Origin of the sequence: Pedobacter ginsenosidimutans, from assembly GCF_001442625.1 — a bacterium.
Classification (GTDB): Bacteria; Bacteroidota; Bacteroidia; order Sphingobacteriales; family Sphingobacteriaceae; genus Pedobacter; species Pedobacter ginsenosidimutans.
On sequence record NZ_LMZQ01000032.1, the window covers coordinates 40,776 to 56,029 of the forward strand.

Below are 15,254 nucleotides of genomic sequence, written 5' to 3' on the forward strand. Positions count from 1 at the left end.
AAGTTACAATTTATACAATTTATGTGGATGTTGTTCCGCGTAATTCAGAATTAAATTTAAGATATAACTGTTGGACTGATAGATAGAAAGATCATTTTTGATTGGAGCCAGACCATCAGCAAGATAATTCTTATCGGTGAAGTAACCCATTCCATAAAATTTTCCATTCTCTACAACTAAACAACTAAACTCATTGTCTTTTCTGCCCTCATCCACCAATGCGAAACTCGGTTGTTGTTTCTGGATATCGGCTAATGCTGTGTTTAATTTTTTATTATAAACACTAACAGTCTCTATTCCACTGCAGGCGCCAAAACATTGCCCATTTTCGTGTGCATAACATTTAGTGGCCGTTTTTTGCAGGTAGCAGAGCTTTGCACAAAGCTGGTACTTATCAACCAGTTGGTTTAAGAAATTATAGCCTTCCAACAGACTATTGAAACTCTGGAAGGCGTTATTGTTTTTTTTATGTTTATCTATGGCTAAACGCAAATAGCCGTTTTGATCTTCAAAAACATATAAATCATATTTATGCTCATAACGCTTCATTGCCCGGTTGTTTTCAGGCCAAAGGCGTTTAATTTCATTGGCTTCTAAAATGAGGGCCATTAATTCGGTACCACAAATTACATGGTCTACATGATGTATAGTGCGTAAAAAATCCTGGCGTTGCCGGTTAGGTGTATTGCCTGTAAAGTGACTGGTTACGCGTTTCTTAAGGTCTTTAGCTTTTCCAACATAAATAATCTTGCCCTTACTATCTTTAAAATAATATACACCAGGTTGATGAGGTAACCTCAGGATAGAAGCTTTATCTAAATGCGGCGGTAAAACCTGCTCTTTCGATGTTTTCTTCAGCATTTCTGCTATTATGCCTTCCTGATCGTATTCTAGCAATAAATTGAATAGGATACTGGTTGCATCTGCATCTCCGACTGCCCGATGTCGATTTTGAATCGGTATCTGCAAGGCTGTACAAAGTTTCCCTAAACTATAAGAAGATTTACCAGGAATTAGTTTTCTGCTCAACCTTACCGTACAAAGCTTTTTGCATTGTAAATCATATCCTGCAGCTGCCAAATGATGCTTCAAAAAGGAATAATCGAAGTTTACATTGTGCGCCACAAAAATCTTATCGTTTAATAATTGGTAAATCTGTAAAGCAACATCGTCAAAAGTTGGGGCATCCAACAACATGTTATCATCAATACCTGTAAGTGCCGTAATGTAAACGGGTATAGGCTGCTTCGGATTAATTAGGGTAGTGTAAGATTCAACTATTTCATTGCCATCATGGATGTTAATGGCAACCTCGGTAATGCCATTTGCTGAGGCATGACCGCCAGTGGTTTCGATATCTACAACTGCGTATAACATTAAATTAATTTGAAATACAAATCTATGCTAAAATAATTAGTATGAAAATAATTTTGATTATTTCTTTAGCATAAAAAAAGCGGTTATGTATTTAACGTAACCGCTCTGGTATTTTGTATGTAAATATTTAAAGTTTACTTAATAGTTTGCTTAAATTAGGTTTAATACCTATAGAAATTGGTACCGTATTAAAAGCCCTGTTCTGAATTTTACTAAAGCCATACATGTAACTGGCCTCGACAAATAAATTGGCACCTCCAATATTATATTCAATACCGGCTCCACCTTCGGCAATACCCAAACCATTTGATTTATTATCTTGGGTAACCTGCAGGGTTGTGGTATTAACGCTAGCCTGAGGCGTTAGAATAAAACCACCACCGGCACCAGCAAAACCATAAAAAGCCCATTTATTTACAATTTTACGGTACCCTAAAGCAACATTTAGCAAGTAAGTGGTTGCCCTGCCTTTTTGTAAGGTATAGGTATAACCCGCATCTGGCGTTATCTGGTTAAAAGTAAAAGCATGTAAACTTGCTTTGGGGTACAAGAACAAGCCACCCTCGCCCAAACCTAAATTTAAGCCTAATGATGTTGAGAATTTCGGTTTAAAATAATCCGAAGTTTCGCCCATTGGGAATGCAAAGCCAATTCCACTCATGGAATAGAGTTTGTCAGGTCTGCTTTGTGCTTTTACTTTGATTGATACTGTTGCGCATAACAACAGAAGAGATAATAGTAATTTTAATTTCATATCTGATTTTTTAATTTTCGGTTAAAGCACTTACTTTTTGGAGCAAATCTGCCATATTAAAGGGTTTTTCTAAATAATCGTCGGGATGATATTTTTGTGATGTAATATAATTTTCATCGTACCTGGCCGATGCCATAATAATGGGAATATGCTCTGTTTCGGGGTTTAACCTTAACTCTTTAAACACAGCACGCCCATCCATTCCATTTAACATAATGTCTAGAATAATCAGATCGGGACTAAAATCTCTTATTGTTTTAAAAATATGCCGTGGTGATAGAAGCGGATAAACTTTATAATGTTCGGTTTCTAATACATCCTGGAAAACTTCTAATACATCTGGATCATCATCCACAACCAACACTCTTTTCAAAACAGATAAATCAATTAATTAATAATAAAATAGACTATCCTAATACAAAATTTTAGGCGTAATGTTTTGATTATGCGTTAAAAATTGATTCGAAGCTGATGGCAGACTATTAAAGACTACATTATTGTGCCGGGACGTGGTTTTTCCTGAAGCAAATTGTTCTTGATAAAATTTGCGAAAAGTTCTATATATGTACCAGAAACAGTAAAGGATGTTTCGCCAGAAAGCAGTATTTTATTGCCGAGTACACTTTTGATATGCTGTTTTGCAATAACAACAGTAGGGTTAACCTGGATAAATGCCGAATGTTTTTTTAACATTTTCAAAGTCTTGGTAAAATTAGATTTAGAACTTAGAAAAGCATTTTTTGTAGTTTTAAATCGAATATCTTCCCCCATTTCTTCTATTGCAATCAATTCATTCAGATCTATTCTTACTAAATCAGCATTTTCTCCTTGTAAGGGGATGTAAAAGAAATGATCTTCGAAAACGGAAAAAGGATGTTGTGCTTTTTTTCCGGTTGGATAGAGGTTGTTTATTGTTTTGGTAAAATGTAAAATAGAGTAGGGCTTAAGCAAATAAGCATCTGCATCAACTTTAAAAGCATCAATGGCATACCTTGGGTGTGCCGTAGTAAAAACCAGGTGTTTTGTTTTTTGCCTTAATAGGGTTGCTAATTCGATTCCTGAAAGTGAAGGCATTTCGACATCCATAAAAATAATGTCGACAGGATTAGATACCGATATTTCTGCTAGAGCTTTGAGCGGTTCGGTAAATGTTTGGATAAGCTTTAAATCAGGCAGCTTCTCCATATATGCTATTAAACTCTCTAGGGAATGAGGATCATCATCAATAGCGATACAACTTATTGACATTTTTTATAGGTTTAGTTGATGCAAATTACAATTTCAACCATTAAAATGAAAAAAAAACACATTCGAAACGGATTTTTATGTATTCGGCAAGGAAAATCAGTTTTTCTTTTGAAATTATTGTGTAATTTGAAATTTTAAACTAAAATTATTAAAGTAGGTTTCCTTATTTAATTTTAATAACTAGCATTACTTTGAAATACTGGTTTGAATCAGTAAAATAGCTGAACTCAGCATTTTTGCCATAGGTGTATTCTAAACGCTTCTTTATATTTTCCATGCCAGAACTTAAGCCTGAGTTATCTTTAACTGCCTTTGTTAAGTTTGAAGTTTCTATAATAAGTTGATTATGTTCAATTCTCAAACTCACTTCGGCAGGATGTGATGCTGTAAGCAGTTCGCCATGTTTAAACATGTTCTCTACTAAAATGGTTAACACTAAAGGAATGATTTTAACATTACGTATTTCATCATCGTACCAGAAACGAAGCTGTACATGGTGATCTTTACGGAGCTGATGCAGATTGATGAGGTTCTCTACCTGATTAATCTCATCATTAAGCAAAATGAATTCTTTATCCTTATTGCCGTCAACCGAATAGCGCATCATCTCTGCCAAAGAATGAATGGCTTCTGCGGCAACTGGAGATGAATCTTTAGCGCTTTGATAAATAAAATCGAGCGTATTAAATAAGAGATGAGGTTGTATCTGTGCCTTTAAAAAAGCATTTTCTGATTTAGCTATTTGGATAATGTTATTTAACCGTTGTTTCTCCAGGTCTTCAATCTTTTTCCGTTCTTCTAGAAAATTAAGGAGAAAATAATAACTGGTAGCGAAGCACATAAAGTATATGGCACGATAAATCGGTGCAGCAAAAAAAGCTGCGTTAAATATCAGTTTAATGGGTCCATTATAATCGGTATAATTAATTACGATATAATCTAAACAAACCGTTAGTATTAAATAAACACCCAGCTCGATTAAAATAAACAGGGGTAATTTCCACCATCTTTCATTAATTTTTTTCAGGGCAAAAGCCAAAACTACATGTGCGTGGAAATAAAATGTAGCGATGTTTAAGCTATAAAAAATAACATAAGTGCTCAGTGTAGAGAATCTGCCAACAAAGATGCCGATGATTATAGCCTCATAAAATATGAATATGGTCCAACCTAAAATGTGAAGTCTTTTGTCGGAAAACCAGGTTGAAATTTTGTGTAGTTTGTTTTTTTTAGCAATAAGCGTCATTGGCTAGTTAATTGAGGAACGGCTATATATGCTAAACAATAAAACCGTAAGCGTTTAATTGTTTAGATAACGAAAATACTAAAAAATTAGTTTAAGAGCGGTTAGTTTTAATCGTTTTCTCTTTTATGTAGTCCTGTATGCTCTCACGGTAGCTATTTCCAATATTGATGATTAGATCATTGATCATTTTTAAAGTATTGCCTTCTACTTTTTCAATGTAGTTTTTAGCGATAATAAAAGAACGATGTGCTTGGGCAAAATTCTGATAATCTTTTAAAATGATTTTTATCTCTGATAGTGCAATGTATGACACGATTGTTTCGTTTAAGGTGAAAATCCGCACATAGTTTTGCAGGCTTTCTATTGCAACGATATCGGTGTACCTTACTTTAATTAAGTTGTTCTTCTCATTTTTATTCCTTACAAAGAAATAATCATCCTCTTGCTTGATACTGATATTCGGTAAGCTGGGGCTAAGGGGAAATAATCTGTTTATGGTCTCTGCAAAACGGGCAAAGGTATATGGTTTTAATAAATAAGCGCTTGCATTCATTTCAAAAGCTTCATAGGCATACTTAGAATGCGAAGTGGTAAAAATTAATTTGTCTGTTTTATGTCTTATTGCTTTTGATAATTCTAATCCCGAAATCATAGGCATATCAACATCTATAAAAACAATGTCAACATGATCTCCTGCAGTAATTTCATTTAATGCCTGTAACGGATCTGTATACGAGTTTATCAAATGAATGTTTGAGAGATGATTGATGTATGATTTTATACCGTTGACGGCGTGAATGTCGTCATCAATTACGATACATGTTAATTTCATTAGGTGTGTTTTAAGGTTAAACGAAATTATATGTTGCTTTTTAAATAAAGAAATTATTTTAGGCCTGCAACGATGTTTAGTTGGTTTTTGTAGTAAATATGATACGTATATGTTTTTTTATGCAAGGAAGATGATCAGCGAAAAATCGGTGATGAAAGGTTTTTATAAAAAGAATAAAACAAATTTATTTAATTGCTTGTATAACAATATATTGTGTTTTGAATCGTAGTTATTAATAGATATATTTAATAACCAAAATAATCATCCCTAATTACCTAAAACAATATCCCATGAAAAATAGAATCCGCACCGCCAATAGATTAAACGTGTCTATTACTAAAAAGGTTATTGAACTGCAGGAGCAAGGTTACGACTGTGATTTTCTTCTACTGGCTAACGGTAGTTTACATTGCATGCAAACTAACTTGAGCTATCCGCTAAGTACGGTCGCTATTAAACAAAGGGAACATGGCTACGATTTCTTTAGCCATTCTTATAAAAATGTGCATACCATCGAAACAGGTAATGGTGAAAGAGGTGTATTGCTAACCGAAAAGGTATTTTAACCCCATCACTTCATATTCTTCTAATTTAACCGCAATCTACGGTTCAAATTACTGTGTTCTTTAATGTACATGGATTAAATTAAACTATCAACATTGAAATACCCGACGATACATTTGCTGCACATTTAGTAAAAATAGTAAAAAACTTTTCTTTCATCTTTTTGTTTAGATTTTATTGAATATATTTAAACAAAATAATGATTTACTCTATTTCAGATCTTGAACAGCTTTCGGGCATCCATTCTCATACCATCAGGATCTGGGAGCAGCGGTACAATGCGCTGAGTCCGATGAGATCTCAAGGTAATACGCGTTTATATGATGATAAGCAGCTCCGAAGACTATTAAACATTGTAAGCTTAAATAAAAGTGGTTTAAAAATTTCTAAAATCTGCAGCCTTTCTGATGAAGCGATTGATAAACTTCTCGATCAACAGTTCTCATACCCCACGGATGACGAGCAGGCAGATTATGTTTCGCAACTTATCAGGTATGGTTTGGCTTTTGATGAGCGCTCATTTAATCATTTAATTGATCAAAGCATTGATCAGTTAGGACTTTCTGACTGCTATCGGAAAATAATGTATCCATTGTTGGTCCGTTTGGGATTAATGTGGCGAAAAGACGATATTTGCCCCGCACACGAGCATTTTTTATCAAACATTATCCGTCAAAAAATATTTACGCATATCAATAATCTTCCTTTAACAAGTCATACTGGCGTAAGTTGGCTTCTTTTTTTACCGGAAGATGAGGATCATGATATTGGGCTGCTTTTCGCCAGTTATATGCTGAGGATGTATCATCATCAAGTTATTTTCTTAGGCAGCAAAGTTCCGCTGGATTCGATTAAGCGAATATTTTCTACATTAAATGTAGGTCATGTTTTGCTTTTTATGACAAAGTCGAGATCGGAACCTGCTGCACAAAAATACATAGATCAATTGTCTGAAATATGTTCACCCGCTAAGATCCATCTTGCGGGTAATAGTGAGGTTATCGGTAAACTAACCAATATCGATCACATCAACTGGTTTAAAACGCTCGATGAATTTGAAAAAACAATACAATACCCTGTTTTACATGAAAGAAATTTTTGATCAACTATCTGCCGATTGTAGCCGGCTTACCACTAAGTTGTATAGTACCAGCTTTTCTTATGGTATTTATTTTCTTGGCAAAGAACTACGTCAACCCATACACTCCATTTATGGCTTTGTACGTTTAGCAGATGAAATTGTAGATAGTTTCCATCATTATGACAAGAATTTTTTATTAGAAAAATTTAAGGAGGATACTTTCGAAGCCATTAACCAGGGCATTAGTTTAAACCCTATTTTAAATTCATTCCAAAGGATTGTAAATCAATACCAGATAGATCAGGAACTGATTGTTCTTTTTCTGAGGAGTATGGAGATGGATCTTTCTACTCAAGAATATACGCCAGAACTTTACAACGAATATATTTTAGGCTCCGCAGAAGTGGTAGGTTTGATGTGTTTAAAGGTTTTTACCAATGGTAGCGATGTAGATTACCAACAATTGAAGCCTTACGCCATGAAATTGGGTTCTGCATTTCAGAAGGTTAATTTTTTGAGGGATGTTAAGGCTGATCATCAGTTACTTAGCCGGAATTATTTTCCAAACGTTAATTTAGCCCTATTCTGCGATTATCAAAAAAAAGAAATCGAAAAAGAAATCGAAGCAGAATTTGCACTCGCATTAACTGGTATTAAGCTACTGCCCACAGCATCCAGAAATGGCGTATATTTGTCCTATATCTATTACAAAAAGTTATTCGCTAAGATAAAGCGTTTAAGTGCTGAAAAAATCATGACTGAAAGGGTAAGAATTTCGAACACGCGTAAAATTAGTTTGATGTTTGATTCTATTATTCGTAATAAGTTAAATGTAATTTAAATGGAAGAACAAGTTATTCTGGTTGATGAGGAGGATGTGCCGAAAGGACAGATGGATAAAATGGAAGCGCACGAAAAAGGTGTATTGCACCGTGCCTTTTCTGTTTTTATTTTTAATTCTAAACGCGAACTATTACTGCAGCAGAGAGCAATGAGCAAATATCATTCTGCAGGTTTGTGGACGAATACCTGTTGCAGTCACCCGCGGATTGGAGAAAGTAATATCCACGCAGCAAAAAGGAGATTGATGGAAGAAATGGGGATGGGCTGTGAATTGAACTATCTGTTTAAATTTACATACAAAGCAATATTTGAAGATGGGTTAACAGAACACGAGGTAGATCATGTTTTTTTTGGCATGAGTGATGAATTACCAGTTGTAAATTATGATGAAGTAGAAGCCTTTAAGTATATGGATTTGGAGGCCTTAGCACAGGATATTGCAGTTAATCCAAGTGCCTATACGCCATGGTTGAGAATCTGCCTGGATAAAGTTATAACGCATGCGTCAACGGCTAAAACAAAAAACGGGCATACAGCCTAAGCCATATACCCGTATCTAAATTAACGCTCTCGAGGACAAATATAGGAACAGTTTAGGGAATTCCTAAAAGTTTAACATTTCTTTTACTTTAAGATTATAGTTCGTTGTTTTGATAAAAGTTGTACTATAATTTAAACGCTTAACATTTAGTGATTTATGTTTTTGAGTGGGGAATTTTAAGCCAAAAAATATTTTTTAGCTAGACATATAGTTTTTGGCATTTTTTACAGAAATAAGTCTGTCGATGTGTTCTGCCGAGTTCCTTTTTCTCCATCTTATGTTTAAGCGGGCACTCTTTCCGACTATATATCTCCCAATGCTTACTTAATGTATTTTCCTTTTTCCATTTTAAAAAATCAAAACTATAATTTCTGGCTTCCTTAACCATTGCCTTTAATTTTGCAGGTGGTAAATTTTCAATTTTGGTTAAGGGATGTATGCAAGTACGATATAAAACCTCGTTTTTAATAATGTTACCCACTCCACTAAAAATCTGCTGATCCAGCAATACGTCGCAAACCGCCGCCTGGGGTTTTTCTTTTAACTTTTTAATAGCTGCACTGCTGTCCCACTCATCAGCCATTACATCGTTTTCCCAGTTGTAATGTTTTTTAACATTTCCTTCCAGGAGGTCAATTTTGCAGGTATAAAAGTTTAATTCATCTTTTTTAAAGATCAGTCCCAATTTTAATGGCGCTTTTTTACGCTCATTAATTAAATAACTGCCAAATAGCATAAAATGAATACGGATTGTGAAATCGTTAAAACAGATCAGGAAATGTTTACCCCAGCTCTTAAAATCCTGGATCTTTTCATGGAGCAATCTATCCTTGTCTAAATTTTTTGCATTGCCTGCCACTTCCAGTACTTCTGGGTTACCCAAATGGAGCGCTTTGACTAAATCTTTTAATATCACTATTGATGGACCTTCGGGCATATTATTCTTCCTCGAGTTTCTGGAATTTAAATTTATCCTTAATGTTGCTGTTAAAATACCGTCCTTTTGATCCAGAGGCTTTTAACATTTTATAAACCCGCTCTGGAACATTTTTGTAGCGGTATACTATATCTGTTACGAATATGATTTTAAGTATTTTAGCAGCTGCATCATAACTAAAATAGTTGATTACTGATGATGGCATAACTTTAGGTTTACACCTTAAAAAACAGCTGCATTTAAAAATGGTTTTAATCGTTTTTAAGCTCCGATTCTTCTTTCGCTACCTTAATTTTTTCCTTTTTAAGGTCAATTCTGATGATGTTATACAAACTCATATAAACGTTGGCAATCCATACAATAGCGAAGAAGGAAATAACATAACCACGCCAATCGGGATAAATTAACTTGAATTTGGTTATGAAAAGCAAGATTGCCGTTACATAATGACTGAAACAATATTCGCAGGTAAAAACATAAAAAAACTTTCGTTTAATCAACTTATTACAATTCTTCGAACGGTCTACACAAAATTCACGTGCTTCTTTAAATATTTCTTCTTTGGTAACTGTCCATGCGATGCAAGCTACGGGTAAGGCCATTACAAAGAGATAATATATGTGTGCTTCCATGGTAATCAAATTCAGGTATAAGTACAACCTTAAAGCCTTGAAAATGTTTAGTTAAGCGATAAACATTTTGAGTATATTTATGTTAATTAAGATATATCTAATCACTTATTGTTATGGAAAGATCAGAAATTATATCTCTTTTAGAGGTAATCAATCAACAGGTTAGTTCTTCGGTTTTAGGTGGGATGGAAGAAGAGTATGAAGAATTAGAAAGCATGGGCCTGATTAAAATTAACCGCGAATCGGTACAATGGTCGTCTGCTATGACGCCTGCAGGAAATGCTTATTTGGGGCATGATTAGCAGGGATCAAAGAATTCAGCAATCTGATGGAGTTCTGTATGGAAGGTAAAAACTTTAAGACCTCATTTGAACAAAGGAGAGCGTCAAAATAAATTGATTATCTCTATGATTTGGAAAGCAATTGGAGTGGTTCTTCGCTTAAGGTAATCCCGTCCCCGTTTCTGCCCCGATGAAGAACCGGGGCATTTCACTATGGTCGGGTTTAAGTTAATTGGTCCCTGCTCTTAGCTTCGTTTTCCCTGCAGTAGCCAACTCACTTAACACCCTGACTTTGAAATAAATTACTGTTCTAGCCATATAGTCCTGATGGAAATGGACCCCGATTTTTCTTCGGGGGAATGCACAGCAGGACTGAACCCTCACTAATGGCTACTGGCTTTGCGCTTCAAAAAAATAACTGTTTATTTTTAACGATTGATCAGCAGACCTCCCATCAGAATCTTTACGACTAAACTTTGACCAATTTATTGTTGGAATTCTGCTAAATTTGCAGCAAGTTTAGAATTGTGCCTAAATAAAATAAATGGTCATTCTATCTGCAGATATGAACGATTTACAACTTAGAACGGTAAATGTAACCAGATACGTTACGCCTTTGCGCGAGGGTGGCTCTTTGCCTGCTATTGCCGAGGCGGATGATAACTTTTTATATGTACTGAAATTTAGAGGAGCCGGACAGGGGACCCGGGCTTTAATTGCCGAACTAATTGGTGGCGAAATAGCCCGCTATTTAGGTTTGCGTGTACCTGAATTGGTTTTTGCCAATTTAGATGAAGCTTTTGGGAGAACAGAACCCGATGAAGAAATCCAGGATCTGCTAAAGGCCAGCGTGGGCTTAAATTTGGCGTTACACTATTTATCTGGCGCAATAACATTCGATCCGACTGTAACTACCGTTGATGCTAAACTTGCTTCGCAGATTGTATGGCTAGATTGTTTTTTAACCAACATGGACCGTACCTGCAGAAACACCAATATGTTGCTGTGGCATAAGGAGCTTTGGTTAATCGACCATGGTGCTGCATTATATTTTCATCATTCTTGGCAAAATTGGGAAGAACAGGCTATTAAACCCTTCTTTTTGGTTAAAGATCACGTATTGTTACCGTGGGCTACTGAACTCGAAAGTGTAAATGATGAATTCAGCAAACTACTTAGCCCTGAAAAGATCAAATCTGTTATTAATTTAATCCCTGACGACTGGTTAGAAGGCGAAACGAACTTTGAAAGCAAAGCAGCACACCGTAATGCCTATACGCATTTCCTTACTACCAGGTTAACTCATTCAACTATATTCTTAAAAGAAGCACAGCATGCAAGGGAAATTCTTATTTGAGTACGCTGTGATTCGCGTAATGCCTAGGGTAGAACGTGAAGAATTTATTAATGTTGGCATTATTTTGTTCTGTGCCAAGCAAAAATTTCTAAAAAGTGTTTTTTCCCTGGATGAGACAAGGCTAAAGGCTTTTTCTGCGGAGATAGATTTAGAAGAGCTAAAAGAGAACTTATGTGCTTTTGAAAGAATAAGTATGTCTGCAAAAGGATCAGGTCCCATTGGTCAATATGACCAGGCTTCTCGTTTTAGGTGGCTTACGGCAACCAGAAGCACGGTAGTGCAATGCTCAAAAGTGCATCCTGGCTTTTGCGATGATGCCGAAGAAACGCTGTTAAGGCTGCATAAGGAGCTTGTTTTATAGTAAACAGTTTACAATTAGCAGTCTTCAGTTATCAGGCAAACAATTTAACAATCTAGAAATTCAACAATTAAGCCATTTATCCTTGCCAAAAGAATATTTCAAAAAACTCCAGGATCTGCTCGATACCGAACGCAACGAAGATTTACAATCGTATTTAAAACTTACTGAAAATACTTCGGCAGCCGATAGGAGGGCCTTGGGTTTAACCTGGTACCCTATTGCAATCAGGAATACCGAAATAGGCCGTGGCGATTATTTAACTGTAGAGTTGGAAAGGACTACCCATCAGGATTTTTCTCATCAGTTCCGTTTTGGTTCTGCTGTGGTATTATTTTCTAATCACGATGCCAAAGAAGATCGGATAGAGGGGATTATAAATCACCAAAGTGGTAGCAGGATGAAAATCAGCTTCCGTGTTGATGAACTACCAGACTGGACCAGAGATGGCAAACTCGGTGTAGACTTACTTTTTGATAATAACAGTTACGACGAAATGCAGAGTGCTCTTAAACAGGCTACGCATTTGGCAGAAAATGAATCAGAAAATAAACTGATCCGTATTTTAACGAAAGGAGAAAAACCTTCATTTCAGGGAGAAGAGAAATTTATCATTCCAAATACACTAAACGACTCGCAGCAATTAGCGGTGAATAAAATTATTGCAGCTGATCATTTGGCTGTGGTTCATGGTCCGCCAGGCACCGGAAAAACAACAACACTTGTGCATGCTATAAAATCGTTGGTTAAACACAACGATCAAAAAATTCTGGTGGTAGCACCAAGTAATACTGCTGTTGATTTACTTACTGAGAAGTTAGCTGCTGAAGGGCTAAAAGTAATCCGTGTGGGTAATCCAGCAAGGGTTTCAGAAAGATTGCTTGCTGCTACTCTTGATCATCAGATGGCCGAGCATCCGGAGATGAAAACGATTAAGGCTTTAAAAAAACAAGCCAGCGAGTATAAAAATATGGCCCACAAATACAAGCGGAGTTTTGGCAAAGCAGAACGCGATCAACGTAAGGCCTTGTTTGATGAAGCGCATAAAATTGGAAAAGAAGTAGAAAAAACAGAGCAGTACATTATGGATAATCTGTTTACTAAAGCACAGATTATTACCGCCACCCTGGTGGGAGCCAACCACTATACTGTTCGGAATTTAAAGTATAATACCATTGTAATTGATGAAGCTGGACAGGCTTTAGAACCTGCTTGTTGGATACCGATTTTAAAAGCTCAGAAAGTAATATTGGCTGGCGATCATTTTCAGCTTTCTCCAACCATAAAATCAAATGAAGCGGCCAGAAATGGTTTAAGTAATACTTTACTAGAAAAAGCAGTAAATCTTCATCCAGAGTCAGTTGTGTTGTTAAAAGAGCAATATAGAATGAACAAAGATATTATGGGGTATTCATCTCAGGTATTTTACAAAAGTGAGTTAATAGCGCATCACTCTGTTGCCGATCATTTATTGTTTACTGGCGATCAGCCGATTCAATTTATCGATACGGCAGGCTGTAGTTTTGACGAAAAATTAGATGGAACAAGTACAACCAATCCTGATGAAGCTGCATTTTTGGTCAAACATTTAACGCATTTAGTAAATAATTTGACAGATCAGTCTTTAACAGACAACTTTCCGTCTGTTGCTATTGTTTCCCCTTATAAACAGCAGGTTCAGATTTTAAATGCGTTGGTTCAGGAAAATGAAATTTTAAATCCATATCGCAATAAAATTGCAGTAAATACCATTGATAGCTTTCAGGGGCAAGAACGTGATGTGGTTTATATTAGCCTGACCCGGAGTAATGGCGATGGAAGTATCGGATTTTTATCAGATACAAGGAGAATGAATGTTGCCATGACGAGGGCGAGGAAAAAGCTGGTTATTATTGGCGATAGCGCTACATTATCGAAATCTAATTTTTATGCTGAATTTATTCAATATGCAGAACAATTGGGTGCATACCACAGCGCCTGGGAATTTATGGAGTTGTAGCCATAAATGGTTCCTTTTTATATCTGCTTCATATTATATGGCGCAAGTTGAAGCTAAACCTTTTCCAGTTTCTTTTCTTCTGTGAGTTTCCCTGATATGCTTGCTCCGGCAATCAGCAGTTCGTTCGTAATCATTTTTGTATATTCAGTGATTTCTGATTTGAAATCTTTTACGGATGAGCCTGAGCGTATTTCTTCTAACCTTTTTTCCCATTGTCCGGTAAGTTCAGCCTGTGCTATCTGTTTATCCTTAACTACTTCGTAAACAGCCAAACCTTTATTGGTAGGTACAAGATTCCGCTTTTCCCTTGTAATATATTCTCTGGTGATTAAGGTTTCGATAATGGATGCACGAGTTGCCGGAGTACCTAAACCGCTATCTTTCATGGCGTAGCGTAATTCTTCATCTTCAATCTCTTTGCCGCATGTTTCGAGCGCTTTTAATAGCGAAGCCTCATTGTACATTGGCTTTGGTTTAGTCTGCTTTTCTAAAAGAGATTTTTCCGTTATAGGCAATTGTTCTCCAACCGCAACCTTTGGTAAGGCGGCATTGTCTTCATCCTTTTTGTCATCTTCAGGGTCATTAAAAACAGCCCGCCAGCCTGCAGAGCGAATTACCGTTCCATTGGCCACAAAGGTAACTCCCGATTGAATGGTTATTTTAGTTAACTCCTTAATACATTCCTGGTGAAAAGCCTCAATCATACGACCAACAACCATATCGTATACAGCCTGTTTATCTGCGCTTAGCCCATAGGCCTGTTCGCCAGTAGGTAAAACAGCATGGTGATCGGTTACTTTTTTAGCGTTAACACTTCGCTTATTTAAAGTAATGGTTTGCAAAAACTGCGCTTGTTTTCCAAAATCAGCATGATCGGTGAATTTTGCGATCAAATCTGGAACTCCGGCAAAAACATCATCACCAATGTAGCGCGATCCGGTACGCGGGTAAGAAACCAATTTACTCTCGTACAGGTTTTGTAAAATATTAAGTGTTTGATCGGCAGTGTATCCCTTTTTTTTATTGGCCTCTTGCTGTAAACTGCTTAAGTCATGCAATAATGGAGGTGGTTCCTTTCTTGGTTTAGCTTCTACAGCCGTAATGTTTCCGCCAGTTGGAAAGCCAGAAGCCACATCCTCTACAAGCGCAAATAACTTTTCTACTTCTTCCTTTTCTTTATAATTCGAGGTTGATATAGCCTTAA

The 15,254-nt window shown here is 36.2% G+C and carries 18 protein-coding genes; 8 read left to right on the plus strand and 10 right to left on the minus strand.

What is annotated here, in order from left to right:
* Window positions 1–3 precede the first annotated feature (3 nt).
* The 6 genes from ASU31_RS22790 to ASU31_RS22815 all read right to left on the minus strand — a co-directional run bounded on the left by ASU31_RS22790 (window position 4) and on the right by ASU31_RS22815 (window position 5,457).
* Window positions 4–1,377: an exonuclease domain-containing protein gene (locus tag ASU31_RS22790; protein WP_057934558.1), complete on the minus strand. Its 1,374-nt coding sequence runs from the start codon at window positions 1,375–1,377 to the stop codon at window positions 4–6.
* A 127-nt stretch (window positions 1,378–1,504) separates the two neighbouring features.
* On the minus strand, window positions 1,505–2,131 hold the full coding sequence (locus ASU31_RS22795) for a hypothetical protein (protein ID WP_057934559.1): 627 nt from the start codon (window positions 2,129–2,131) through the stop codon (window positions 1,505–1,507).
* A gap of 10 nt (window positions 2,132–2,141) precedes the next feature.
* The gene (locus ASU31_RS22800) at window positions 2,142–2,495 is read right to left on the minus strand and encodes a response regulator (protein WP_057934560.1); all 354 of its coding nucleotides are present in this window, start codon (window positions 2,493–2,495) and stop codon (window positions 2,142–2,144) included.
* Window positions 2,496–2,620: 125 nt separating this feature from the next.
* On the minus strand, window positions 2,621–3,379 hold the full coding sequence (locus ASU31_RS22805; protein ID WP_083505495.1) for a LytR/AlgR family response regulator transcription factor: 759 nt from the start codon (window positions 3,377–3,379) through the stop codon (window positions 2,621–2,623).
* A 163-nt stretch (window positions 3,380–3,542) separates the two neighbouring features.
* Complete coding sequence (locus tag ASU31_RS22810) at window positions 3,543–4,625, minus strand: sensor histidine kinase (RefSeq protein ID WP_057934562.1); 1,083 nt, start codon at window positions 4,623–4,625, stop codon at window positions 3,543–3,545.
* Between the two features lie 91 nt (window positions 4,626–4,716).
* Window positions 4,717–5,457, minus strand: coding sequence for a LytR/AlgR family response regulator transcription factor (locus ASU31_RS22815; RefSeq protein WP_057934563.1), 741 nt, complete (start codon window positions 5,455–5,457; stop codon window positions 4,717–4,719).
* A 290-nt stretch (window positions 5,458–5,747) separates the two neighbouring features.
* Here ASU31_RS22815 and ASU31_RS22820 point away from each other — a divergent pair, with 290 nt between their 5' ends.
* From ASU31_RS22820 to idi, 4 genes are all read left to right on the plus strand, one after another.
* Window positions 5,748–6,023 (plus strand): hypothetical protein, encoded by a 276-nt coding sequence (locus ASU31_RS22820; protein ID WP_057934564.1) that lies wholly within the window; start codon window positions 5,748–5,750, stop codon window positions 6,021–6,023.
* 197 nt (window positions 6,024–6,220) lie between these two features.
* Complete coding sequence (locus ASU31_RS22825; protein WP_057934565.1) at window positions 6,221–7,123, plus strand: MerR family transcriptional regulator; 903 nt, start codon at window positions 6,221–6,223, stop codon at window positions 7,121–7,123.
* Window positions 7,107–7,943 (plus strand): phytoene/squalene synthase family protein, encoded by an 837-nt coding sequence (locus ASU31_RS22830; protein ID WP_057934566.1) that lies wholly within the window; start codon window positions 7,107–7,109, stop codon window positions 7,941–7,943. Before ASU31_RS22825 ends, ASU31_RS22830 begins: the two co-directional genes overlap by 17 nt.
* Complete coding sequence (gene idi / locus ASU31_RS22835; RefSeq protein ID WP_057934567.1) at window positions 7,944–8,486, plus strand: isopentenyl-diphosphate Delta-isomerase; 543 nt, start codon at window positions 7,944–7,946, stop codon at window positions 8,484–8,486.
* A gap of 199 nt (window positions 8,487–8,685) precedes the next feature.
* On the opposite strand, the gene ASU31_RS22840 is transcribed toward idi, so the two are convergent.
* From ASU31_RS22840 to ASU31_RS22850, 3 genes are read right to left on the minus strand one after another with little or no spacing between them, the layout of a single operon-like run.
* Window positions 8,686–9,423, minus strand: coding sequence for an endonuclease (locus ASU31_RS22840; RefSeq protein ID WP_057934568.1), 738 nt, complete (start codon window positions 9,421–9,423; stop codon window positions 8,686–8,688).
* 1 nt (window position 9,424) lies between these two features.
* Window positions 9,425–9,628 (minus strand): KTSC domain-containing protein, encoded by a 204-nt coding sequence (locus ASU31_RS22845; RefSeq protein WP_057934569.1) that lies wholly within the window; start codon window positions 9,626–9,628, stop codon window positions 9,425–9,427.
* A 46-nt stretch (window positions 9,629–9,674) separates the two neighbouring features.
* Window positions 9,675–10,055: a hypothetical protein gene (locus tag ASU31_RS22850; RefSeq protein ID WP_057934570.1), complete on the minus strand. Its 381-nt coding sequence runs from the start codon at window positions 10,053–10,055 to the stop codon at window positions 9,675–9,677.
* 113 nt (window positions 10,056–10,168) lie between these two features.
* Between ASU31_RS22850 and ASU31_RS22855 the strand changes: the two genes are divergently transcribed.
* The 4 genes from ASU31_RS22855 (at window position 10,169) to ASU31_RS22870 (ending at window position 14,050) form a co-directional block, all read left to right on the plus strand.
* Complete coding sequence (locus ASU31_RS22855) at window positions 10,169–10,357, plus strand: hypothetical protein (RefSeq protein ID WP_057934571.1); 189 nt, start codon at window positions 10,169–10,171, stop codon at window positions 10,355–10,357.
* 523 nt (window positions 10,358–10,880) lie between these two features.
* Window positions 10,881–11,693, plus strand: coding sequence for a HipA family kinase (locus ASU31_RS22860; RefSeq protein ID WP_425339041.1), 813 nt, complete (start codon window positions 10,881–10,883; stop codon window positions 11,691–11,693).
* Window positions 11,671–12,054 (plus strand): DUF3037 domain-containing protein, encoded by a 384-nt coding sequence (locus tag ASU31_RS22865; protein ID WP_057934572.1) that lies wholly within the window; start codon window positions 11,671–11,673, stop codon window positions 12,052–12,054. The genes ASU31_RS22860 and ASU31_RS22865 overlap by 23 nt, the downstream gene beginning before the upstream one ends.
* 82 nt (window positions 12,055–12,136) lie before the next feature.
* Window positions 12,137–14,050, plus strand: a complete 1,914-nt coding sequence (locus tag ASU31_RS22870; RefSeq protein ID WP_057934577.1) for an AAA domain-containing protein — start codon at window positions 12,137–12,139, stop codon at window positions 14,048–14,050.
* Window positions 14,051–14,103: 53 nt separating this feature from the next.
* Here the strand turns inward: ASU31_RS22870 and ASU31_RS22875 are convergent.
* Window positions 14,104–15,254 (minus strand): DNA topoisomerase (locus tag ASU31_RS22875; protein ID WP_245224589.1); only part of this gene is annotated, 1,151 nt, incomplete at its 5' end.